Raw genomic sequence first — 23,487 nt, 5'->3', positions numbered from 1 at the left:
TTGCGTGCGACGCATGGCCGATGCGACGCAAAGCGTTAGCCCAAAGCGATCTGCACCTTGACGCTCCCCGCCGGCATCGCCGCGGCGAAGTCGAAGGCCTCCACGCTCTCGGCGAACGTGTAGGTGTCGGTGATCAGTGGTTTGACATCGATCTTGCCGTTGGCCATCAGCGAGATCGCCTGGGGGTAAACGTTCGCGTAGCGGAACACGTGCTCCACGCGAGCCTCCTTCACCGAAGCCGCCAGCACGTCGTAGGGGATGGGCCCCGAGGGCATGCCGATGTAAACCACGCAGCCGCCCGGCCGCAGGCAGTCGAACACGCCCGCGGCGGCGCGTTCGTTGCCGCTCGCCTCGAAGACCACGTCGGCCCCCCAGCCATCGGTGAGGCGGCCGATCTCTTGCTCGAGCGACGCCTCGGCCACGTTCACCGGGGTGATGGCGCCGAGCGTCGCGGCGAGGTCGAGCTTCGTCTGTTGCACGTCGGAGATGACCACACGGCTGGCGCCGGCGGCGAGCGCCGACAGCGCGGTCACCATGCCGATCGGCCCCGCGCCGAGCACGACGGCTAGGTCGCCGGCCCGCACGTTCGCCTTGTTCGCGGCGTGCAGCCCCACGGCGAGCGGCTCGATCATCGCCGCCTCGGCGAAGCTCACGTTGTCGGGGACCTTGAACGTGTAGGCGGCCGGGTGGACCACCGACGGACGCAAACAGCCGTGCACCGGCGGCGTGGCCCAGAACCTGACGTCGGGGTCGAGGTTGTACATGCCGAGCCGCGCGGCGCGGCTCTCGGCGTCCGGCACTCCGGGCTCCATGCAGACTCGGTCGCCAACGCGAAGCCCCCGCACGCTGGAGCCTAACTCGCTGATCGTGCCCGACGCCTCGTGCCCGAGGATCATCGGCTCGTTGACCACGAACGGGCCGATGCTGCCGTGTTGGTAATAGTGCACGTCCGAGCCGCACACCCCCACGGTGTGGATGTCGATTCGCACGTCGTTGGGCCCCATGGACTCTTCGATCTCGATCGGTCGCAGGCTCAGTTCGCCCGCCCTCTCGAGCACGAGCGCCTGGGTGAGCGCGCCGGTTTTCATGGTGGCTACATTCATGGTTGCCCCTGGGGTTCGAGTTGTGTCACGGTGTGGCGCCCCATCCAAATCGGCGTGATGACGAACCAAGCCACCGTGGCCACGAGGGTGAGCGTCTTGACGCGTTCCAGTTCGATCGCGTCGACGACGAACAGCACCGATGGCGCCAGCACGCCCACGAGCGCGAGCAGCGACAACGTTTTGAGCAAAGCTGTCATAGCGTTCGGGCCTCCGCGACGGGGCTCTCCAAGGGTCTTCTCTGGATCAAACGACTGACGACGATGTATAGCACCGCCGCCATCAGCCATCCGGGCAAGCTGACGAAGTAAATTTGCACCCCGCCCCAGACAACGCTGGCGATGCAGATGGTTAGGGTGAGAACCCACGCGGCCGCGGCGGCGGGGTTGAACCCCTTGCCCGTGCGTTCGGCGTAATTGTCTTGGAAGCCGAGCCTCTTGCTGAGCCAGAAGTCGACAAAGATCACCGCCCCTACCGGCATCAGCACCAGCCCGTACAGGGCGATGAACTCGAGGAACTGCATGGCGATGGCCGGGAACATGCCGGCCACGGTGGCCAAGGCGCCGGCAAACAGGGTGACGGCGAAACGCGATGCGCTCGGCACGATCGATTGGAACGCGAGTCCGGCGCGGTAGATCGTTGGGTTAGCCGTCGTCCAACCGGCGAGCACCACACAGATCACCCCCGCGGCGCCGAGCACCTTGTAAGCCATCGGCCCGGGGAGCACCTCGGTGTTGCCTGGCGTTTCGTACAACTGGAGTGAGTAAAGCAGCGACGCCGCGATCCAAGCCAAGAAGTGTCCCAGGTACATGCCCGAGGCGGTCGCGAAGCCGTACCACGATTTGCGTGCGAAGCGGAAAACCGTGAGGTCCGACATGCCCATGTGCATGGCGATGTTGCAGAACCAGGCGAAGAACATCACGTGCCAGAAGGTGAACTTGGTCTTGCCTTCGAGCGGCTCGCCACCCTTCCAAATGTCGGTGTTCGCCATACGCCAGAGGTCGGCCAGGGAGTCGATGTCCTTGCCCGTGGCGGTGATGAACTGCCTGAGGGCGATCAACCCAAAGGCGAGGAAGATCAGCACCAGCCACGGCGCCGCGATGTTCGCGAACCGCGAAACGGTCTCGTAACCGTAGGCGGCGACGATCGAGATCAGCGCCCCGATGCAGGCGACCGACACGACCCAGCCGAGGCTGTTCGGGTAGACGTCGTCCAGCTGCGGCATCGAGATGTCGAAGCCGACGCCGACCGCCGTGGCGGCCACGGTGATCATCGAGGCGGCCAGCAAGCAGAACATCACGCCGTTGACGAAGTTGTAGACCACCACCAGCTTGCGGCCGCAGATGCGTTCGAGCTGGTAATAGAGCGTCAGGCGGGCGCGGGTGGCGATCGGCGCCGTGAACAGCACCCAAGAGAGGACCGCCAGCAAGTTGCCAACCAGCAAGCCGAGCAGCATGTCGGTCGCGCTAACCCCGGCCGCTACGAACAGCGGCCCGATCATCAGCTCCGTGCCGGCGGTGTGCTCACCGGCGTACATGCCGACAAAGTTCTTGAACCCAAGCCGAGACCCTTCGGGAACCGGTTCCCTCTGGTAATCGCCGTCGCTCGTGGTGGCCTCGGCCGCTTGTTCCATATCGTCTCGCCTGTGTGATGAGTCGCCTGCTTGAAGAGATCGTTCGCCGGCGGCGGGCGTGCTGGGCCCGCCTAGCGGCGTGAGCCGCTCGCTCGAGCGACCCGTGCCGTTGGTGTGTTCAATGCTGCCCTTAGGAGTCAACGGTCTCACGGCGAGACCACCGAGGTGCGTGAGGGGTTGTCGCGACTGAAGGGTGTCGCGGGGATTCCCTCGGCGGGCAGCCACGAGGAATAGGTCGCGCCGCCTAAGCCGACGGTCGCGAAATCACGCAACTTGACAGGGGCACGGCCTTCGCCGGGAAGGCTGCACTCCAGGAAGCCATCGGCGACGGCTATGATGCTGCTCGGTTGCCGAATGGTTTCGGGGCCCAGCGTGGGGATGTCGGCCGAGGTCTTCAGGTCTTGAATGTTCACCCACACGCCCTTCGACTTGGCGTGATGCTCGGCCAGCACCTCGATCGTGGCGACGTGCTTGCCAGCTCCGAGTCCGTTGAACTTGCGGACGAACGGCTTGTTCCGCTTGGGTCCGTACTGGTCGACCACCTCGACTGCCTCGCCGTCGATCGTGATGCGCGCCTTGCCGGCGTCGTCCATGTAGAAGCCACGCCACTCGAGCGAGTCGCCGTAGAACACGCACTCGACCTTGGCCGAGGCTTCGCTCGCGGCACGGAAGTGGCCGTACGCGTTCCAGGCTTCGCCGTAGTTGACCTTGGCCGCGGAGGGCTCGCGGTAAGCCATCAGCAACGGGCCGCGGTACAAGGCGGCCTTGCCCTCGCACTCGTTCTCGCCAACCCAGCAGCGGATCGATTCGTCGATCTCGAGCGTGACCACGTCGCCCGCCCGCCACCGGCGGTCGATCGCCAAGTAGGAACCGGGGGACGCCTCGACGGGGTCGCCGTTCACGGCGACCTTGGTGTTCTTTGACCAGTGAGGGATGCGCAGCTTCAGCGTGAATTCCGTCGGCTCGTCCGGGTCGACGTGCAGCTTGACCGCCCCGTCGCGCGGGTAGTCGGTCTCTTGACGCAGGCTCACCTTGGCGTCGCCCAGTTGTTCCTCAAACTCGCTCGGCCCGTACCAGTTGAGCACGAGGCCGTCGTCCTCCCGCATGACGGCCCAGTCTGAGATCATGCCGAACATGCGCGCCGCGTTGACGCTGCAGCAGTTGAGCTCTTCGCTGCCGGGTCGGATCTGGAAGGCGATGTCGACCGTGCTCGGCACCCGGCGGCCGTCCATCGGCGTGTTGTAGGTGCTCCACATGCCGTCGGGAGAGTACGTGCCGACCGCTTGGTTGAGGGTCGACAGCTCCAGCTCATCGGCCACCCGCGAGTCGCCGGTCATCTTGAGCATCTCGACACTCATCGCCATCCAGGCGACGGTGCAGCAGGTCTCGATCGGGCCTTGGTGGTAGGGGTCGCCGTGCGCTTGTTCTCCCGAGGAGAACCCGCCGTTGTTGTGGCGGTCGAGCTCGACGATGCTCCACCAGTAGTGCTCGAACACGTCGCGGTAGTCTCGCTTGCCGGTGTTCCAGTAGAGCTCGGCCAAGCCCATGAGCGAGTGCAAGCTCTCCCAACGCGGCTTAGGGATCTCGAAGAACTCCAGCCCCTCGAGCCCCGCCTGCAGGTAGTTGCCGGCGTTCGGAGCGGCGAAATCGAGGACAATGTCGTTGGCCAGGTCGAGATACTTCTGCTCGCCGGTGCGGTTGTAGAGTAACGCTAGCGAGTGAACCACAGCCTGGTTCATCTCCGCGCTCCCCATCGAGGAGACTTGCTTGTCCGTGCCAAGGAACTTGTCGCAGAACAGGTCACCGATGCGGCTGGCGCACTCCAACGCGGCGTCGTCGCCGGTCTGGTCGTGCCACAGCAACAGGCCCAGCATCACGTGGTAGTGCCCCCAGGCGTCCCAGGTGCGTTTGCCGTTCGGCTTCTTTCCTGTCAGCCGGCTTTCCTTGGGGAAAGGACCGAGATAGCCGTCGTCGGCTTGCAACGCGACGAGTTTCCCGACGAAATCCTCGCCGAGCTCTTCGAGTCGCGGATCGCCCGAGAGCCGCAGCACCTGCACCAGGCAGGTGAGGTACTTGCCGGCGAATTCACCCGACCAGGGCAAGAGCTCACGGTGTGGCCGCTCATCGCGGTCGGCGAACATCTCGAGCATGGCCGGATTGTCGCGTGGCGCCCGCAGCAGCCAGTTCTCGACGACCGCTTGTGTGTAGTCGTTGACCGTCCCGCTGAGCTCCATACGAGCGGTCGGGCAGGGGAGCATGGCCGGCTCGGCCGCCCAGTCGCTCGCCGTGGCGTTCCCACTAACGCTGAGGCTTCCACAAACGCTCAGCGCGGCAAGGAGTGTGAATCGTGTGCTTCGCAAGAAGCCTACGATCTGGCGGCCGCGAGCGGCGTCTGGCCCGGCGGTCGAGCTACTGGTTCGATTGCGTTTCATACCGTCGTTCATTGAGGTCCGTGGTCGGAGCCGTTGGCAGCAGATCTGGCCGCTACAGCTCGGGTGTGCTTTCCAGCGGGAAGTCGAATACATTCTCGCTCTTGTCGGCCGAGACGGTGATCGTCAGCTCGGTGTCGGTGTTGTAGCGCTCGGGGACGATGTTCTCGAGCAACTCGCGTTGCCCCGTCGGTTCATTGGGATCGGGGGCCATGCGGCCGCTGCCCGCCATCGAGGTGATCGATACCTGGTATTGGTTGCCCGCGATAACGCCCTGGGCGACCGCCGGGATCGAGTACTCGCCGTCCGTGATCGAAGAGCCCGCGGTGGGGCCGACGCTCCCGGCGGTCGGCTTGAATAGGATCTCGCCCGATTCGAGGGGCTGGCCATCGAGGCTGACCTGGCCGCGGATCTCCCGTTGGGGGGAACTGCTGCAGCCCGCGAGGAACAGCATCGCTACACAGGCAAGACGGCCGGCGACGGGTGAGAATCGGCTGCGGTTGTTCATAGGTTGGCGTCCGCCTCTCCGCCGTTGATGCTCCCCAACGCGATCCAAACTTCCGAGTCGACGCTGTCAGGAACGAACTGCACCGAGCCGTCGACGCGAGCCCCGTTCACGCCGCCGACGTGCAAACTGCGGGCGGCCCAGTAGGCGGTGCCGAAGCTCGGTGACTTGGAGCACGGAACACCGGGCCGAGGCGGGTAGGGGCAGGCGTAGGCGTCTTTATCATCCAGGGTCGAGTTGGGCCCCAGACGGTGCGTGTAGGCCACGCCGTGATCGACGCACCACGTGCCGCGGAAATCGAGTTGCCCGTCGGCCCCGTGAATCACCTCAGAGAAGGCGAACGTGTGCGAAGTGCCGTCGACCACGTGCTTCATCGCACGGGTCCGGTTGAGGTTGAAGATGGCCCGCCGGCCCGAATCGACCGAGGGGTTGTAGAAAGCGTGGTTGATGTTGTTGTCGGCCGTCCATCCTTCGGGCTCGACCCACGACCCGTCGGCGCTGAAGCAGCCTACGTAGTTTGAGTGCGACCAGCCCCAGTCTTTGACGTAGCCGATCTGATCGCTGGGGCATAGGAACGACTGGATTGTCGTGCGGAATAACGGACCGTTGATCGCGGCGAACCCGGAGCTGCGGTCTCCGGCGCTCCAGTCGTAGCGGTCGGCGATCGCGAACTCCTCGAGGTACGGCATCAGGTAGATCGTCCACTGGTGCACCGCGGTCCGCTCGGCTTCGTTCTCGGCGTGCGACCCCGGGGGGAAGTGCTGCTTGGCGGAATGGAAGTTCTGCAAAGCCAGGCTGATCTGCTTGAGGTTGCTCATGCACTGCGTGCGACGAGCCGCCTCGCGAGCCGACTGCACCGCGGGCAGAAGCAACGCGACCAAGATGCCGATGATCGCGATCACCACCAGCAATTCGACCAGGGTGAATCCTCGCCGAGCACGCTGGCGACGCCCGTTAGGCTCGCCCTCTTCCCTCAGCCGGGAGATGTGATTCCTTGACACCATCTTTTCCCTTTCGTTCAAGCGAGTTCACGCGTTCCGCGGCGGCCTCTTCCCTGTGGGGGATAGCGGCCTGCTGCTGGTGTGTTGGTGCGGCATGGCCGCTGCAACCCTGCCCCAGGTTGCAGCGGCCCGCGGCTGCCCCTCGATATCGACGCCCTTCGCCGAGCGGCGGACCGGCCGCTATTTACTGCAGAGCATTTAGTCGCTGGGGCGCCTCTTGGCTTCATTGCCGACGACGCAGGGCCCACGAGGCCCCGAAGAGCAGCAGCAGCGAGAGAGCCGCCGGTTCCGGCGCCGAGACCGCCAACGCCTCGGCGGTGTCGCCGAAGTTGGCCACCCACAGGTCATAATCGGCCATGTCCACGCCGCCGAGACCGTCGCCGGCGTTGTTGATCGACGATTCGTCGCCGGCCCCGAGGTTGTCACGCCACACGGTAAAGTCGGCGGCGTCGACCACCCCGTTGTCGTTGAAGTCACCGACAAGCACGCCGCCGGTCGCCGCCTCGAACTCTAGACGCACGTTGTCGAGCAGGTAGATCGCACGCGGGTCGTCCGATTCGGTGTTCGAGCCGGCGTCGGTGCCGGTCGTCAGCAGCACGAGACGCAGAGTCTCGCCGACGTTGGGCAGCCCTGAGGGGATGGATAGCATCGCCGTCAGGTCGGTCAGGTCGGTGCTGCTGGCCGAGCCCACAGGGAAGACGTTTTCTCCCAGGAGGGTCACGGCGCCGTTGGCCGCCACCGATTCAAAGTTGATTTGGAACGGCGCGCTAGTCGGCTCGAATTCCGGGTCGTGGGCCACACCGACGGTCAGCGAGTAAACGCCCTCTTCGATCGTGGTGGTGTCTTGATAAAACGCCGCCCCCCAGCCCCCTTCGCCGCGCACGGTCAAGGCTCCCAGCTGGTCGCTGTCTTGGCTGGCGAAGAGCGGCTCTTCGGGCCGGTACTGCGTGGCGTTCGCGTTCGTGCCGGCGGCCAGATTCCAATCAAGCGGGTCAAACGAATGCTGACCAACGCGGACCATCTCATCGGGACCGCCGGTGGGCGTGAACTCGAGACGTGCGTTGTCCATCATGTAGCTAGCCCGAGGGTCCTCGGGGTTCGTCCCCGCATCGGGACCCGAGGCCAACAGCACGGGACGGAGTTTACGTCCGATCTCCGGGTGGCCAGGAGCGAAGGTCACCTCGGCCGTGATGTCGGTCAGCCCGTCGCTGTCAAAGGCGTTGAGCGGATAAGTGTTCTCTTGCACAAGCGTCGTAGGGCCGTTGCCGGTCGCCTCGAAGTTGATCCGGAACGGCTGATCCGACGGCTCGGCGTCGGGCTCGTGGCCCACACCGAGCGTGAACTTGTAGGTGCCTTCTTGGATGGTCACCACGTCTTGGTAGAGAGCGGCGAAGCCGGCTTCTTCGGTGAGAAAGACATTCCCCAAATAATCGCCATCTTGGTTGGGGTACAGCGGCGAGGGCGACTCGTACAGGCTCGCAAAGCCACCCCCCCACGCGAATCGCCAGGGGCTAGGGCCGTCCACAACCTCAGGGGTCGCGGCGGCGAGGACATTCTCGAATGAACTATCAAGCACCGTCACGGGCGAAGCCGCATGGGCTCCACACGCGACACACAGCGTCAGTGCAGAAGAGACATAGGCGCACGTCTTAAGAATCATCGCATCCCCCATTGGAGAGTAGTCTTGCCAAACTCTCGGCCGCTTCCGCCGTTGCTTCGACCGGCCGCAGAGTCGTGTCACTGAATCACTTGGATCGTCCTGCAAAAAACTTCCGGCCCTCTGTCCATACTCCCTCGCACCGCCTCGATTGCTATGAGTTTGTGTGTCTCGCTTAGCGAGCACACTTGTTCGATCACCGAAGCCACAGCCAACCCTACCTACCTCGGCAGCGATAACAAAGGAGATTCTTTGCCGGAGCGACAGAGGATCTTTGCGGGTCGCTGGGCGGCGGCAGCCCGCATGGCGATCCGCTGCCATAAACGCTCCAAGCCACGGTAATTGCCGTTCTTTTCAACTGACGCCGTGCAGGCCGAGAGCATCCAGTCTGACGGCACACGATTGTGTTGTAGCTGCATATGAGAATAGTTATTCTTCATATAAGAGTTATTTTTCGGCTGCATGCTGCGATCAACGCGTCCCCTGCTGGATCGTGTTGGCCACAGCGTCAAGACTCTCTCGCACAGCCCCACCCGGAACGCGGCTAGCGAGCAGCCGCCTGTTGTTTCGCGACCCAGGCCAGGAACGCACGCAATGACATCACGCCCAAGAGTCGCCCTCGATGTCGAGACTTCGCGTCTCTACGGACGCGGCATCTTGAAAGGGATCTCTCAGTACCTCATCTCGAGCCGTCCGTGGTCGATCTACATCGAGCAGCACGAGATCGGCGGTGACGTTACGCGGCTGCTCTCTCGCTGGAGCGGCGACGGCATCATCACGCGGCAGCTCACCGAGGACTCGAAGAAAACGATCCTGGGCCGCGGCATGGCGGTCATCGACCTGAGCAACTTCACGCCCAGCATGGGAATCCCGCGGATCTGCTCCGCGGACAGCGCGTGTGGTCGCGCCGGCGCCCAGCACTTTATCGAGCGTGGCTTCAAGCACTTCGCCTGCTGTCACTACCGGGGACAGCATTGGTCGCAACAACGGGCCGATGGGTTTGTGGCGGAAGTCGAATTCACGAAGCACGAATGCCGCGTCTACGAGCAACCGTTCCGTGTCCAAGCGCAGAAGTGGGACCAAGACCAAGAGCGGCTCGCCGAGTGGCTCGTGAGCCTGCCCCGACCAGTGGGGGTGTTGGCCACCAATGACCTGCTGGGGCACCACGTGCTCGACGCCTGCGGTCGCGCCAACCTGATGGTCCCCGAAGAGGTCGCCGTGCTAGGGGTCGACAACGACGAGCTGCTTTGCAACCTCACCAACCCGCCGATGTCGAGCATCATCCTCGATCCCGAACGCATCGGTTTCGTGGCGGCCAAACGCCTGGACCAGATCATGCAAGGCGAGGAGAACGGCGCCATCGAAAACGAGACCACCGAGATCCCATCGCTCGGCGTCGCGGTCCGCCAGTCCACGGATATCTTCGCCGTGCCCGACCCCGAGATCGCCCGGGCTTTGCGGTACATCCGTGATCACGCCTGCGAAGGCGCCACGGTGCAGGATGTCCTGGACCACATGTCGGTCTCGAGGAGTTGGCTAGAGCGAGGCTTTCGCGAGCACTTTGGCAGGTCGCCCAAGGCGGAGATACGCAACGTGCAGATCGCTCGCTGCAAAGAGCTTCTGAAGATGACCGACCTGTCGCTAGAGAACATCGCAGGCCTGGCGGGCTTCAAGCACTCCGAGTACATGGGGGTGATGTTCAAACGCGAGACCGGCTTGTCTCCTGGCAAGTACCGCAACAGCTGAGGCCGATAACGCATTGAGTACAAGGTGGACTCGCGGCGCCGCGCTGTAGGAAGCCGAATCGACGGAGATTGGGACGCTACAACCCACCTTCACGCAGAGCAATTCGGCTCGATCGACTCGCGAGTTGGCCGGCTAGCTAAGAGGAACTGCTGCTCAGTAGCCGCCCGCCGACTCTCAGCGATAACGTCTGGCCCGCCCGTCGACGCCCGACTCATTACGCCCTCAGCCGCGGATCCCCGCTCCGGAAATCGCAAAATTTCGCCAGCAGCGGCGTATCGCCCTTCGGGCGGCCGATAGTAGTAGCCTCGGTTCTTGCCACCCGAGCGATGACCTGCAATAATCTGGGTCTCGCTTTTTTGCCGAGGGCTTGCTCATCGCCGGGCGGCCCTGAAAAACACGGCAATTTGCTTAAGCACCCCTAGCTCAACAGCTCAACAGGCTAGATTCTGGCTTGCTTCTTAAGCCGCTATTACCCAACGACTTACGACAATAATACGAAGTCGTGAGGTCGTCAAGAGTGTCCATTTTTAGGCATTCTTACTACATCAGTGGTCATAGTTTATTGCCACGTTTATATACACGATTGGGGCTTTTTTGATGTACTAGCCTATAGGGGTAGGGCACGTATCTAAGAAGGACGAGAGACGGTGCAAAACAGCAAGTAGGCGGTTAGATCATGGGGCGGAATTCTGCCGGGGCGGCACTGGATTCAGCCTCAATACATTGAGGTGGAATCGGCTGGCCGGCAACGCCGGCATCCGCCTGCGGTTGACCCGAAGGTCTTGTTGGGGAACCGTGTACTCGATCTCACGCGTCAAGAACGCGGCCGCCGTCTTCATCAGTTCCAGAGCGATCCGCTCACCGGGGCATCGGTGGGTGAGGGCCGGGTCGCCACCCCCTTGGGGAATGAAGCCGAAAGGACGCTCCCGTCCGTCGGCGAACCGTTCGGGGCGGAACGCCTCGGGGTCGTCCCAGACGCGCGGGTCGTGGTTCGTGCCGTAGACGTCGAGCAGCACCCGCCGGCCTGCGGGGAACTCGTGGCCACGCCACTCGAACCGGTCCCGCGTCTCGGCGACGAGGCAGGGGAAGAAGGGGTAGTAGCGCCGCACCTCCTGGGCGAAGCACTCGAGCTGTGCGTCGTCGCCCGCTCTCACACGCTCGCGGCAGCCGGCGTGCTCCTCGAGTGCGAGCGCCACGAACACCACGTAGACCGAGACGGCCACCACCGGGCGGACCAGGTTGAGCGCCTCGACCGCCGCCTCATGGTCGGTCATCGGCGCGCCATCGGCGTCGACGTGCTCGGCGATAATTCGCAGCGGCGCCCCCTGCGGCGGGACGAGCTCGCCCGAGCGCACCGACTGAACGACGCGCTCCATCCAGCGATCGGCCCGCCACCGGCGCCAACGGGCGAGGATGTGCTTGGGACCGCGCGAGCCGGCGTGGTCGAAGAGCGACGTCAGCTGCCGCGTCCGCAAGCCGACTTCCTCCTCGGGCAGGGGGACGCCTACCCACTCGCACGCGGCGCGGCATAGTACCTCGTGCAGCGCGCCGTAGAGCGTCACCTCGCCGGCCCGGGACCACGACCCGGCGTCGTGATGCAGCCGCGCGTGGAAACACGCGGCCATCGCCGCGGCGTGCCCGTCGTCGGTCATACTCAGGAACATCGCCTTGCGGCGCCGGTGCGACTCGCCATCAAGGCCCTGTACGCCGCCCCGACCGAGGAGGGTTTTGGTCAAAGCGCCCGGCGCCGCCCCGGCGCGGCGGAACTTTGAATCGTCGTAAAAGAGCCTGGCGGCGTCGGGGCCCGTCATGCAAAGCGTCTTGCGCAGAAGCAGCCGGGTCGCGAAGACGTCCGTGCCGAAGCGGCTGCATTGGCGCGAGATGAAGTCGTACGGCTCGGCGGCCAGGGCGAGCGTCGCCTCGGGGTAAGACGGCGTCTTGCTAGCGGTCGTGTTCAAGGTGCGTGCGCTCCTGACGCAAGGGGGTCGCGACGGCCGTTGGTCGGCGCAATGGCGCCGCCGGCCTTGGCTGTGGCGCATGAGTTGCAAGCATTGAGATAGAGAGAGTCCGTAAATAGCAAACGTAATTCGTGCCGTATCGTTGCACTTCCTGGCGCTTGCCGAGCCGAATCTACCACGCCATACCTCCCACCAGCCGAAGGAGCACCTGCCATGAAAGCCGTAGTTTTTCACGGCGTCGGCGACATCCGTCTCGACGACATCCCCGAGCCGAAGATCCAAGACCCCAACGATGCGATCGTTCAGATCACGACCAGCGCCATCTGCGGGACCGACCTCCACTTTGTGCGAGGCACGGCGCCCGGCATGAAGCCCGGCACGGTGCTCGGCCACGAGGCGGTCGGCGTGGTGGTCGAGACCGGCAGGAGCGTACGCAACCTGCGCGCCGGGGACCGGGTCGTGATCCCATCGACGATCGGCTGCGGCAGCTGCTCCTACTGCCGCGATGGATACTTCGCCCAGTGTGACACGGCCAACCCCAACGGATCGCTGGCGGGCACCTCGTTCTACGGCGGCCCGGAGCCCACCGGCCCCTTCGACGGGCTGCAAGCCGAGTACGCCCGCATCCCGTTCGCTAACGTGGGGCTGGTGAAGCTGCCCGACGAGGTGAGCGACGAGCAAGCAATCCCCTTGTCCGACATCTTCCCGACGGGCCACTTCGGGGCCAAGTTGGCCGAAGTCGGACCGGGCGACACAGTGGCGGTCTTCGGCTGCGGCCCGGTGGGGCAGTTCGCGATCGTCAGCGCCTTCTTGCTCGGCGCCGGCCGAGTGCTGGCGATCGACAACCTCCCCAGCCGGCTTGAGATCGCCACCGCCCAGGGCGCCGAGACGATCGATTTCGACGAGGAGGACCCGGTCGAGACGCTCCGCGACCTGACCGGCGGCATCGGGCCCGACAGGGTGATCGACGCCGTGGGCGTCGACGCCGAGAGGCGGGGCGATTCGGAACCCTCCGAGGGCGAGGGCGAGCTGTGGGAGCCGGGTGGCGCCCCGTCGCAGGCGCTTGACTGGGCCGTGCAGAGTGTCGCCAAGGCGGGCACGGTATCGATCATCGGCGTCTACCCCCCGGAGCACGACCGCTTCCCGATCGGCGCCGCAATGAACAAGAACCTCACGGTCAACATGGGCAACTGCAATCACCGCCGCTACATGCCCGAGCTGCTGCGGCTGGTGCAGACTGGTGCGGTCGACCCTATGCGGCTCGTCACCCAGCAAGAAAAACTCGTCTCGGCGATCGAGGCCTATGAGGCGTTCGACCGCCGCGAGGAGGGGTGGCTCAAGGTCGAATTGGTCACCCCGGCCGTTCAAATGTCGTGAGATTGCCTGCCGCGATGCTAATTCGAAGCAACGGCCCGGTGGCCTCCAACGGCCCGCGTCCCCCCGGCGAGGCTCTATGCCGGTTAATCAGAGCAGTGTTGAGCCTACGGCGGGTGGCGCCAGTCCAGTGGGCACACGTTGCTGTGAGTCGTCGGTGACCAGATCGACGCATGGCGTGCAGCAGCAATGCTTCGGATGAGCAGAGGCTTATCCCTTGCATGGCAACCAACGCCTGCCGCCAACCCGCCGCAAAGGGATCGGGCCGGCGGTCGCCCGCCGGCCCGATGAAACGGCGATCCTAAAGCGGTTTATTCGTTGGCGTGGACATTCGGATCGTGATAGCCGGCTTGGCTTCGTCGGTCTGCATCGACAATGCACCGCACTGCTCACTTCGACCTCATCGTTGCCATGCCGCTTTTCGCTTCTCCACTCGTCCACACAACTCGTAAACCGCTCTAGACACGGCTAAAGCCACGTGTCAGTTCGGCGCTGTCGCCGGTTCGTTTTGCCAACCGGCCGCCCCTTCGGCAAAGTCCATCACGTTGGTGAACCCCGCCGCGTCAAGCTTCTCGGCCGCCTTGTCGGACGAGTTGCAGTCCGCGCTCGCGCAGTAGACGACGATCGGCGTCGACTTGTCGGCGGCACGCGACTCGACTTCAGACACGAATTGGTCCTGATCCTGCGGGATATTGACCGCCCCTTCGATCTTCGTCTTGGCGAAGTTATCGGCGGATAGGGTGTTGATCAGCAGGAAATCGGCGTTGTTGTCGAACATTGAACGCAATTGGTCCGCGTCGATTTTCTTCATCGGATGCCTCCTTCGTATAGGGCCAGGGGTGATTGTCGCCTATCTGAAACAGTACTTCTACTTCGAACAGCGTTCGGTGGCGGAAGTGTAGCGCCGCACGCGGCGATACACGTGCGTGTGCATGGATGCCTATCGCTGCAATGCGTGTTCCAGTCCCTCCCCCCCGCCTCGTAAAGTAATGGGGTAAATCTCCTGCATGGAGAGTCCGAGAGGTGTCTTTCGCTTTCTAGTTGCCCGTGCTGGCGAGGCGGCGGCTGGCGAGTCGACGCAGAAGGCGGTCTTCGGTGGCTCCAGGCGGATTCGTCAATCGCCTGCGTTGACGCGGCCTGAGACAATCCGTGTGCCCCACGTTTTGACGCTGTGGAGTGCTTGATCTCACGGCGACACTTGACCACGCAACGCCACCTCGCAGGGCCCCGGCGTCTTCAGGGAGGCGGGGGCCTACGCCTCCGGCGCGATGGTCCACGCGGCCTCACCCGGCTTACGGTGCAAGATTGCAAACCAAGCAAACTGAATGCGCCAAACACAAGTTGATAGGACAACGCGCGCTCCCAACCGGGACTGCTTGCATGCGCCACGTGTGGTGTTGTCGCAAAGAACGCATTTTATTCGATCCGCCACAAACCTTACCGTGTCTCTTAGACCGCCTCTGTACCTGCGGTCGTGGCTTCTAAGATCGGTTCTCGCCGCCGCTCCCGACAACCAATTCTATGTGCTCGTGCCTAAAGGGGCGGCGCTCGGCACGATGGTTGCTCACCCCTGGCGCGACGAACCCGTGTTGTGTCCTCATGTTGACGAGTGCGCGCGGCGCCGTGTTGGGATCGTTCACGGCGGTTTGGCGGTAGGTGGTTTGACTCGTCAGCATGCTGAGACCATCCGACGATAAGGAGAGTTTGGAATGAGAACTATTAGGTTCATCGCACTTTTCAGCAGCTGCGTGTTGGTTGCGACTACAGCCGATGCCGGCTGGTTGTTCGACCGAGGTAGCGGCGACTTCGGGCGCTGGGGCAATAGCTGCGGTAGCCACGGAGGCTATTACCACAATGAATCTGGAAGCCATGGCGGATACTACCACGAACGTGGCGGCAGCCATGGCGGGTACTACCAAGAGGGCTGTGGAAGTCATGGCGGATACTACCATAACGGTTGCCGCGATAACGACCGTTACAGTTGCGGCTCGGACGGGGGTTATCACGCGTCAAAGTCGTATTGGCGCGACGAGGTTTACAGGTCGAACGATTATCGCACTCCGGCGGATCCGAAATGACCTGAGCTAGCACGGTCGAATGGAGGCTCCACTCGTTGCCCCCCTCTCTCCAGGAAAGAACCTCTTTATTGGATGAGGAAGGGGGCAGCGGTGGTGGAGCGGTTTCGCGAACCCGCACGCGGAATGCTCAATCCGTCGCATAGAAGCGTTGCAAGGGATTCTCAAGGGATTCTAAATCGACCCGACCCTCAACAGCCTTTCTAAAACCCAAGGAGATATCGAGATGATTTACCGAACTGTTTTGGCGCTCGCCCTGGCGATCGCGCTGCCGACCATCGCATCGGCCGGACCGCTCAATGCCGATCAGGTGCCCGAGGATACGAAGTGGTTGGCCCACGTCGACCTGGCCGCCCTCGAAGAGACCAAGGCTCTCAAGGAGGTCCGCGGCACGTGGCCCGATCGGGCGCAGAAATTCCGTAACTGGATGCAAGAGACGTACGGCATTGACACGCGGGAGGACTTCGAGGGTGTCACGCTCTACGGCAGCGGCTACGGCGAGGGCGATTGCGTGATGCTGCTGACGGCCGACTTCAATGCCGACAAGGTGCGTTCACGCATCAATAAGCAGAAAGACGTGCAAGAGACCGCGTGGCGAGGGCACACGATCTACACTTGCCAGGCGTCCAAGAACAAAGAAGAGCCGCACGACTCGCGGGGCGACGAGTGGTCCTCCAAGAAGGACAAGAAGTCGCACACGGTCGCCTGGGTGCTGGTGGACGACAACACGATCGCCTACGCCAAATCGAAGCGCAGCGTCAAGGACGCGGTGGAGACGATCGAGGGACACTCGGCTTCACTCAAGGGGGAGGACTCGGAGCTGACCTCCGGCGTCCCCGAGAACGCCGTCGTGTACGCTTCCGCGATTGAGCTCAAATCGATCCCGCACGAGGGGGCGATGTTCCCGCTGCTGCGTCAGCACAAGCGGGCCTGTTTTGCGGCCGGCGAGCGTGACGGCAAGTTGTTCGACGAGTTGAAGCTCGTCGCCCGTAACGAGGAGGTCGCCTCGCAAATGAAGCAAGTGGTCGAGGGCTTCTCCGCGATGCTCAAGGTGAGTCTCATGGACTCCGAGCCGCTCCGCAAGATGGTGGAGGACGTCGAGGTCCAGCAGGACGGCGCCACCGTCACGGCGAGCTGGAATGGTGAGATCCAACGCTTCGCCCAGGCGTTGCAGAACTACAAGAGCAGCCAGCAGCGCCGCTGATGCTCGGGGGCCGCCACGGCATAGGAGGCCGCCAGTAGCGAAGTGAAAGGCAGCGACGTGAACCGTCGTGCAGTGAACGGGCGGCGCCGTCGGCAATCCGACGGCGCCGCCTTCTTTGACACACCGCCTACTTTTAAAGAGTATCTCCACTTCGGAGGCGGCGACCGCGATCCATGCATCTCTCGTGATGGATTGTCCGGATACGTCGTCACGCCGCAGCGCCCCCACGGGGACAGCCCCCGTCGGCTTCGTCGCGAGCGAGCCGGGGGAAGCCCCACCCTCAACGGCCTGCGATCGTTCGCCCAGGCCGGAGCTCGTCCGCTTGAGACACGGCCCAGCCGGGGAGACCAAATCCATGAGCGTCACAACGACCAAGCACGACCTCGCCCGGAAACTCGTCGAGCGTCACGGGCGGCTGTATTCCGAGGAGCTGGGGATCGACCTTGGGAAGGGTACGGCCGCCCCGCTATTCCTCTGGCTGTGCGCGTCGCTGCTCTACAGCACGAGGATCAGCGTCGACTTGGCCACGGCGGCAGCCAAACGCCTTGCCGACGAGGGCTGGACCACCGTCGACAAGATGGCCCGGTCGACTTGGGAGCAGCGTGCCCGCGCCCTAAACGAATCGGGATACGCCCGCTACGACGAGAGCACCAGTCGGATGCTCGGCGAAGTGTGCGAGCACCTTCAGAAGGTTTACGGCGGCGACCTGCGCGGCGTCCGCGAGCAGGCTGAACGCGACCCGCAGGAGCAGCGCGAGCTGCTAAAGGAGTTCAAGGGGATCGGCGAAGTTGGCGCCGACATCTTCTTCCGCGAGGTCCAGCTCGTTTGGGACGAGCAGGCGCCCTTCGCCGACGCACGGGCGCTGAGGGCCGCCAGCAGGCTGGGCCTGGCCAGCGACGCCCAGGGACTGAAGTGGCTCGTTGATAAGAAGGAGTTACCGCGACTGGTAGTAGCCCTGGTCCGCCTCGAATCAGAAGACCTGTACAGCGATTTCGAATGAAGCGGCAAGGAATAGTGCTTCAGGAATAGAGCTTGAAGCCCCTCCACCCTTTAGCATGATCAACAAAAAGAACGCCCGCCGCGAGCCGCTGAATGGAAGCGGTCTCACGACGGGCGTTCGGAGCTGGCCACACAGGGTGTCGGCCCTGCCGGCGCTTCCGAATCAGAAGCAGCCGCTGTTGAGCTCCTCGCAGAGCAAGCCCTTGAGCCTCTCGATGTTCTCTTCCTCCTGGCGCTTGGCGTCCTCCCAGAAGGTCCTCAGGCCGTCGCGGAAGTCCGCGTTGGCGATGTACTGGTCGTAACGCCACAGCGAGTCGAGACGTCGACTCAATTCGTGAATGATGTCGTGGTTGTGGTTCTGACAACCGGCGCTCTTGCCGAGATGCTGCATCTCATCCTGTGCGTGTAAGTCCATTACGCTATCTCCTTCGGATTAATAGATTGGGGGGATCGGAGGAGTCTCGATTGACGAAATCGAAGACTCCGTGTTTTGATCCAAAACACCCGAGGGGTCAGTCAACTGGTCTTTCAGCAATTGTCATGCCTGAAGCCCTTCACCGGCCGGTTTCCCTGAGGCTCGTCGCATAGGCTAATTGAAGAACCTGTGTGTTCTCTCGCAACGGTAATGCCTCCTTGGTAGTCGCACCTCTCGGTTAGACACGGAGCAATGCGGCTAACAAAAAGGCGCCTTGGCCATAAGGCGAGCAGCGCTGACAATCGAGCAGGCCCCGGCTCGTGGGAAGAATTCTTAAGTCGGCTCTCATTGGTGGGATCGGATTTCTTGGATCAGATCTTCCTTGCGCATTTTGCTGCGTCCCTTGATGCCAAGTTGAGTAGCCCGATTTCGCAACTCCTCGACCGTGCGGTCCTCGAACGCCGTGTTCGGGTTGCCCGTGCCCTGGGTCGTTTTGTTGGGCGTACGCCCCTCTTGACGGCGCTGTTTGTTGACCGTTCGGGCCGCGATCTCCTCGGCCCTATCATCGGAGCGTCCCCGGTCTTTAGCGCTCTTTTTGACGTGCTCGTACTGACGCTCGTCTTTGTCGCTCCAGGCTTGAGGCATGACGGTACTCCTTCACAAAGTGGCTTGTGTTTTGTTGGTCACTTCCAACTCGTGTCTCGGTAGGCGTGCTCTTCGAGCGACCCTCGCCAAGTGTTGCGGGCAAAAAGTGTGCCGGGCGGAGTGGACCGGGCGGCCGCGCTAGTGGCGCGCTTTCTGCATGGACGTCGCAAGCAGTCGTCCTCTCACCTCCCGGCCCCTAACTCCCATCGATGCCGATGAAATCCCGCGGAGTCACACGCCCGATGGCCGAACAGGAAGTCGGATTGCACAGCGATCACAGGCACGACGATCACCAGCAAGGTGAACCCAATCACGGCGATCATGGCCATGACGAACACGACCAGAGAGACGGGGGCGAGGACTCGCCGGGCGGGCAAGATCACTGCGGCGGAGACCAGCACGGCCACGCCATGTCAGTCGATGACCGGCGGCGGATGCTCCAGACGCACCACAGGCAGACGCTGTGGTGCTACTGGTCGATCGTGGCTCTGGGCCTGTGGCTGCTCGTCGCCCCATGGAGCTTCGGCTACCTGAACGAGGGGCTGTGGGTCGACCCCAGCGGCGGCCGGGGCGTGTGGTTCAGCGACCAGACGCACACGACCCTGAGGGCCTGGCTCATGACCTGGAGCGACATTCTCTCCGGGGCCGTGCTGGTTGTGCTCGGCTGGCGGGCGCTTTCGACCGACCGGCCGGTGAGCCTGTGGGGATGCTGCTTCGTGGGGGTCTGGCTCACTGCGGCGCCCGTGGTGCTGTGGGCCCCGACCGCCTCGGGGTACCTCAATGACACGCTGGTGGGCGCCTGGCTCATTTCGCTGACGATCCTCGTGCCCGGCATGCCGAACATGATCATGTACATGAAGCACGGCCCGCCCACGCCGCCGGGCTGGACCTACAACCCCTCGAGCTGGCCGCAACGGTGGATCATGATCGCCACGGGGCTGGCCGGTTGGCTGGTGTCGCGGTACCTGGCCGTGTACCAGCTTGGCTACACCACCTACGTGTGGGACCCTTTCTTCGGCTTCGCCCAGGGGACCCGCCAAGTGCTCGACTCGAAGATGTCGCACGCCTGGCCGATCTCCGACGCCGGCCTCGGGTCGCTCAGCTACACGTTTGAGTTCCTGATGGGCTTTATGGGCAGCCCGTCGCGCTGGCGCACCATGCCATGGATGGTCGCGTTCTTCGGCGTGCTGGTCATCCCGCTGGGCCTGACGCACATCTTCCTGGTCGCTTCGCAGCCGGTTCTCGTCCACCACTGGTGCTCGATGTGCCTGCTGGCGGCGCTCATCATGCTGCCGATGATCCCGCTCGAGGTCGACGAGGTCGTGGCGATGTGCCTGCACGTGGTGCGGGCGAAGCGCCGCGGCGACCGCGGCGGCTCGCTATGGGCGATCTTCTGGAAGGGGGGCGAGGCCGAGGGCTGCACGCCGGACGAGCGCTCGCCCGAGTTGATCGAGCTCCCCCGTCGCCCGCGCGAGGTATTCCTCGCCTCGATCTGGGGGATGAGTTTCCCCTGGACGCTCACCGCCTCGACCGCGCTCGGCGTGGCGCTGATGGCGGCGCCCGCCTGGCTGGGCGTCGGCGTCGAGACGGCGGCGGCCGACGTCGCCCACATCGGCGGGGCGTTGATCGCGACCGTCTCGGTCGTTTGCATGGGCGAGGTGGTGCGCGTCGGGCGCCTCTTGAACATCCCGTTGGGCGTGGCGGTCGCCGCCGCCCCCTGGGCGCTCGATGGTGGGGGCGTCGTGTACGGCGTCGCCTGCACCGCCATGGGCCTCGCCGTCGCTGCGCTCTCGGCGCCGCGCGGTGTGGTGTGTGAGCGTTACGGCTCGTGGGACCGGTTCGTCCGTTAGAGCGCACAACCAGGGGCCGCCTCGTGATCTTCGCCACCCAGCCGTACGATTCGCGCTATTCACGTTGGCGTTGCGCGTACTCATCGATCACGCCCGCGGCGCTGCTGACGAGCATTAGCCCCGAACCGAGAATGAACATCCACACCCCGGCCGTTTGGCTGCGTTCGCTCAAGAAGCAGATGCTGCCGACAAAGAACATCGCGTTGCCCGCCAGCCCCACGACGACGAACGCCCAGGCGTAGCGTCGGAGGAACGCCGGGCGTTGAGGCTCCTCCCCGTTGTTCTCTTCGGACGAAGAGCGTGGTCTGCGGAAGGAAGATAGGCGTCGCGGCCGGGCGCCTTGAGGCCCCTCGCCCTGAAGCTGCTTTCCTTGTGGCTGGATTCGTTGGGTCATCGGGTCGGGCTCACAGTGGCGCAGCAGAAAACGCAACCAGCAGGCTCGGCGCCAAGCCTTCCGGCGCCGCGCCTATCGGCGTGGGGCCTTCCGGCAAAGGGCGCTCCGCCCGCTGGTTACGCTAAATGGTTGTGGGGCTCACGCCTGAGCGGCCGCCACGTTGGCGTACGACTCGGCGATGGCGTTGAGCTTTTTGTCGGCCTCACCCTCCTCGTCGAGCGTCTGCTGCAGCAGGCCGGCCGCCTGGGCCAAGCCGAGCTGGTTCGCCAAGCTGCGGGCGGTGCCGTAGCCGGCCATCTCGTAATGCTCGACGCGTTGCCCCGCCGCGATGAGCGCGGCGTCCAGCACGGCCGGGTCGCCCTTGGCGCTGACGACATCGTCGCCCTCGCTGATCAGTCCCTTCATCGCGTCGCAGGTCTCACGCTCCGGCTCGGCGTCGAGCGTGCGGAACACCTGCTCGAGACGCTGCGCGTGGCCTTGCGTTTCGTCGAGGTGGCTCTGGAACGCCTGCTTGAGCTCCTGCGAGTCGGCCGCGTCGGCCATCTTTGGCAAGGCCTCGGTCAGCCGGATTTCCGCGTCGTAGAGGTCCTTGAGCTGCGCCAAAAACAATTCGTTGAGGGTGTCGAAGTGCTTGCTTGTGAAGAGTCCCATGACTGATCTCCTTGTATCGAAATAGTGACTCGTGAGTGGTCTTGTCGTGACGAGAGTCGTTACGAACGTCTCCTGCGGAGGCGACACGCAAACGCCGCGCCGACGCCCCGCCGGCTACTGGATTAGGCTTGTTAGCCGGGGATCTAGCAGCCCGTTATCGAGCGCAACCGTCCGAAGCACGTTTTCGATCAGACCTCCGCTCTGATCCGCTAGGGTGCAGCCCACGCGCCCGCCGACCGCTTTGTTTGCTGACACGCCAGAGCCGGCGCTCCGCAGGCGCTACACAACATGGCGCTACACAACATAGGGGGCGCCCCGCTTGGCGGTGTGGGGGCGACTGGTTGGAAGGCAGGCGGGAACAGGAATGGAACCTGCACACGGCTTCCCCATCCCACGCCCCCACAAACCCCCTACGGCGCGCAGATACTATGAGAGCGATCGTGTACGAGGATTACGGTGAGCCCGACGTCTTGCTCCCCACTGAGACGGCCGCGCCGCGCCCGGCCGCCGACGAAGTGCTGATCCGTGTCGCCGCGGCCGGAGTCAACCCGATCGACGCCCGGTTGCGGAGCGGCGAGGTCCGCTGGTTGTTGCCGGGGGGGTTCCCGCGCGTGCCGGGGTACGACGTGGCGGGGGTCGTCGAGCGGGCGGGCCGCGACTGCCCGCTGGGCGAGGGCCAGCGGGTGATGGCCTTCCTCGACCACCTCTACGGGGGCGGCTACGCCGAACTGGCGACCTGCTCCGCCACGAGCGTCGTCCCGCTGCCGGACGACCTGCCGTTCGAAGAGGTCGCCTCGATGCCGCTGGCCGGCTCCACTGCGCTGCAGTCGCTGCGCGACCACGGGCGCCTGCAAAAAGGCGACCGTGTGCTCTTGCTCGGCGCGAGCGGCGGCGTGGGAGCCTTCGCGGTCCAGATCGCCAAGGCGTACGGCGCCACGGTGACCGGCGTCGCCAGCGGCAAGCATGAGGCGTTCGTCTGCTCGCTGGGCGCCGACGACTTCTTGGATTACGAGCGTCAAGACTACGCCGAGACAGGGGCACAGACGGGGGTCCAGAGCGGGCAATGCTGGGACCTCGTCTTCGACGTGGCCGGTAAGAGCTCGTACCAACACGCCAAGCCCGCCCTAACCGCCGAGGGACGCTACGTCACGACCGAGCCGAGCTTCCGCGGGTTGGCCGTGGCCCTGGTCACGTGGCCCCAGTCTCGGCAAGCGAAGCCGATGCTCGCCGTCTCGCGCGGGAAAGACTTGGAGGAGCTTCTGCGGCTGCGCAATGAAGGGCGACTCGGCGTGACAGTCGATCGCGTGTACCCTCTCGAGGAAGCCGCCGAGGCCCACCGACGAATCGAGAGCGAGAGCTTCTGCGGCAAGTTGGTTGTTACGCCGTAGTGGATTCCACCACTCGCGGATCCGACCACCACGCACGGTGTCGTTGGTATTGTGTGATCTTTCGTGAGCCCGTTTGGAAGCGGGGCATTCACAGAAATGATCTCGACTTTGACCGTCTGGCCGGCCGCCGATCGGTCGATTTCTAGCAAGGGGTGTTGAGCCACTTGTCACGGCTTGATATTTCCCGCTCGGCGCGACCGAGGACGTGACGCGACCGATGGATACACAGTGCCGGACAAGCTGTTTTGTAACGGCATCTGGGGGACGCCGCCGCTCGGACCCCGCCCTGCATGAACCGCGCGGGCGCCACGGCGCCGAGTTTGCATATCCTCAAAAACAGGCCGCTCCGCGCGATGCTGTGAGCCGCCTCGCACTATTCCCTGTTCGGAACAGATGTTCCTCCCACGAATTGACCCGCAGAGACTCGTAGAAAAACCCCCGGTACGACGTCGACGAACAGAGC

Annotated in this window: 20 protein-coding genes; 6 read left to right on the top strand and 14 right to left on the bottom strand. The window is 64.0% G+C overall.

Annotation, left to right across the window (positions count from 1 at the left end; all coding sequences use genetic code 11):
• Positions 1 to 35: 35 nt before the first annotated feature.
• From Mal64_RS03825 to Mal64_RS03795, 7 genes are all read right to left on the bottom strand, one after another.
• Complete coding sequence (locus tag Mal64_RS03825) at positions 36 to 1,103, bottom strand: NAD(P)-dependent alcohol dehydrogenase (RefSeq protein ID WP_197525427.1); 1,068 nt, start codon at positions 1,101 to 1,103, stop codon at positions 36 to 38.
• A complete protein-coding gene (locus Mal64_RS03820; RefSeq protein ID WP_146397216.1) occupies positions 1,100 to 1,300 on the bottom strand; it encodes a hypothetical protein in 201 nt (66 codons plus the stop codon). Before Mal64_RS03820 ends, Mal64_RS03825 begins: the two co-directional genes overlap by 4 nt.
• Complete coding sequence (locus tag Mal64_RS03815; protein ID WP_146397214.1) at positions 1,297 to 2,733, bottom strand: purine-cytosine permease family protein; 1,437 nt, start codon at positions 2,731 to 2,733, stop codon at positions 1,297 to 1,299. Before Mal64_RS03815 ends, Mal64_RS03820 begins: the two co-directional genes overlap by 4 nt.
• Before the next feature lie 146 nt (positions 2,734 to 2,879).
• Complete coding sequence (locus Mal64_RS03810; RefSeq protein ID WP_197525426.1) at positions 2,880 to 5,165, bottom strand: beta-L-arabinofuranosidase domain-containing protein; 2,286 nt, start codon at positions 5,163 to 5,165, stop codon at positions 2,880 to 2,882.
• Between the two features lie 52 nt (positions 5,166 to 5,217).
• Positions 5,218 to 5,670 carry a hypothetical protein gene (locus Mal64_RS03805; RefSeq protein WP_146397209.1) on the bottom strand — a complete coding sequence of 151 codons (453 nt, stop codon included), beginning with the start codon at positions 5,668 to 5,670 and terminating at the stop codon, positions 5,218 to 5,220.
• Entirely contained in the window at positions 5,667 to 6,668 is a 1,002-nt protein-coding gene (locus tag Mal64_RS03800; protein WP_197525425.1) for a DUF1559 domain-containing protein, read from the bottom strand. Before Mal64_RS03800 ends, Mal64_RS03805 begins: the two co-directional genes overlap by 4 nt.
• Positions 6,669 to 6,891: 223 nt before the next feature.
• Positions 6,892 to 8,328: a hypothetical protein gene (locus Mal64_RS03795; RefSeq protein ID WP_197525424.1), complete on the bottom strand. Its 1,437-nt coding sequence runs from the start codon at positions 8,326 to 8,328 to the stop codon at positions 6,892 to 6,894.
• Positions 8,329 to 8,919: 591 nt separating this feature from the next.
• Between Mal64_RS03795 and Mal64_RS03790 the strand changes: the two genes are divergently transcribed.
• Positions 8,920 to 10,071 carry a XylR family transcriptional regulator gene (locus Mal64_RS03790; RefSeq protein WP_197525423.1) on the top strand — a complete coding sequence of 384 codons (1,152 nt, stop codon included), beginning with the start codon at positions 8,920 to 8,922 and terminating at the stop codon, positions 10,069 to 10,071.
• Positions 10,072 to 10,745: 674 nt separating this feature from the next.
• On the opposite strand, the gene Mal64_RS03785 is transcribed toward Mal64_RS03790, so the two are convergent.
• Complete coding sequence (locus tag Mal64_RS03785; RefSeq protein WP_231993573.1) at positions 10,746 to 12,029, bottom strand: cytochrome P450; 1,284 nt, start codon at positions 12,027 to 12,029, stop codon at positions 10,746 to 10,748.
• A 213-nt stretch (positions 12,030 to 12,242) separates the two neighbouring features.
• Between Mal64_RS03785 and Mal64_RS03780 the strand changes: the two genes are divergently transcribed.
• Positions 12,243 to 13,406 (top strand): zinc-dependent alcohol dehydrogenase, encoded by a 1,164-nt coding sequence (locus Mal64_RS03780; RefSeq protein WP_146397199.1) that lies wholly within the window; start codon positions 12,243 to 12,245, stop codon positions 13,404 to 13,406.
• 478 nt (positions 13,407 to 13,884) lie between these two features.
• Here Mal64_RS03780 and Mal64_RS03775 read toward each other — a convergent pair whose 3' ends face one another.
• Positions 13,885 to 14,214 (bottom strand): rhodanese-like domain-containing protein, encoded by a 330-nt coding sequence (locus tag Mal64_RS03775; protein ID WP_146397197.1) that lies wholly within the window; start codon positions 14,212 to 14,214, stop codon positions 13,885 to 13,887.
• A gap of 1,490 nt (positions 14,215 to 15,704) precedes the next feature.
• On the opposite strand from Mal64_RS03775, the gene Mal64_RS03765 reads away from it, so the two are divergent.
• On the top strand, positions 15,705 to 16,682 hold the full coding sequence (locus Mal64_RS03765) for a hypothetical protein (protein WP_146397193.1): 978 nt from the start codon (positions 15,705 to 15,707) through the stop codon (positions 16,680 to 16,682).
• 355 nt (positions 16,683 to 17,037) lie between these two features.
• Positions 17,038 to 17,682: a hypothetical protein gene (locus Mal64_RS03760; RefSeq protein WP_146397191.1), complete on the top strand. Its 645-nt coding sequence runs from the start codon at positions 17,038 to 17,040 to the stop codon at positions 17,680 to 17,682.
• 162 nt (positions 17,683 to 17,844) lie between these two features.
• On the opposite strand, the gene Mal64_RS03755 is transcribed toward Mal64_RS03760, so the two are convergent.
• From Mal64_RS03755 to Mal64_RS20095, 3 genes are all read right to left on the bottom strand, one after another.
• On the bottom strand, positions 17,845 to 18,096 hold the full coding sequence (locus tag Mal64_RS03755) for a hypothetical protein (RefSeq protein ID WP_146397189.1): 252 nt from the start codon (positions 18,094 to 18,096) through the stop codon (positions 17,845 to 17,847).
• A gap of 345 nt (positions 18,097 to 18,441) precedes the next feature.
• Complete coding sequence (locus Mal64_RS03750) at positions 18,442 to 18,741, bottom strand: Rho termination factor N-terminal domain-containing protein (protein ID WP_146397187.1); 300 nt, start codon at positions 18,739 to 18,741, stop codon at positions 18,442 to 18,444.
• Positions 18,742 to 18,923: 182 nt separating this feature from the next.
• Positions 18,924 to 19,142, bottom strand: a complete 219-nt coding sequence (locus Mal64_RS20095) for a hypothetical protein (RefSeq protein WP_231993572.1) — start codon at positions 19,140 to 19,142, stop codon at positions 18,924 to 18,926.
• A gap of 9 nt (positions 19,143 to 19,151) precedes the next feature.
• Between Mal64_RS20095 and Mal64_RS03745 the strand changes: the two genes are divergently transcribed.
• Positions 19,152 to 20,591 (top strand): vitamin K epoxide reductase family protein, encoded by a 1,440-nt coding sequence (locus tag Mal64_RS03745; protein WP_231993571.1) that lies wholly within the window; start codon positions 19,152 to 19,154, stop codon positions 20,589 to 20,591.
• A gap of 55 nt (positions 20,592 to 20,646) precedes the next feature.
• Here the strand turns inward: Mal64_RS03745 and Mal64_RS20410 are convergent, their stop codons facing one another.
• Both Mal64_RS20410 and Mal64_RS03735 read right to left on the bottom strand, forming a co-directional pair.
• Positions 20,647 to 20,790 carry a YrhK family protein gene (locus Mal64_RS20410; protein ID WP_391570412.1) on the bottom strand — a complete coding sequence of 48 codons (144 nt, stop codon included), beginning with the start codon at positions 20,788 to 20,790 and terminating at the stop codon, positions 20,647 to 20,649.
• Between the two features lie 333 nt (positions 20,791 to 21,123).
• On the bottom strand, positions 21,124 to 21,636 hold the full coding sequence (locus tag Mal64_RS03735) for a ferritin-like domain-containing protein (protein WP_146397181.1): 513 nt from the start codon (positions 21,634 to 21,636) through the stop codon (positions 21,124 to 21,126).
• 428 nt (positions 21,637 to 22,064) lie between these two features.
• Here Mal64_RS03735 and Mal64_RS03730 point away from each other — a divergent pair, with 428 nt between their 5' ends.
• Complete coding sequence (locus Mal64_RS03730; RefSeq protein ID WP_146397179.1) at positions 22,065 to 23,024, top strand: NAD(P)-dependent alcohol dehydrogenase; 960 nt, start codon at positions 22,065 to 22,067, stop codon at positions 23,022 to 23,024.
• The last annotated feature ends 463 nt before the right edge of the window (positions 23,025 to 23,487 follow it).

Origin of the sequence: Pseudobythopirellula maris, assembly GCF_007859945.1 — a bacterium.
Taxonomy (GTDB): domain Bacteria; phylum Planctomycetota; class Planctomycetia; order Pirellulales; family Lacipirellulaceae; genus Pseudobythopirellula; species Pseudobythopirellula maris.
The sequence above is the reverse complement of the archived record's forward strand: the minus strand, read 5'-3'. Positions and strand labels throughout refer to the sequence as shown.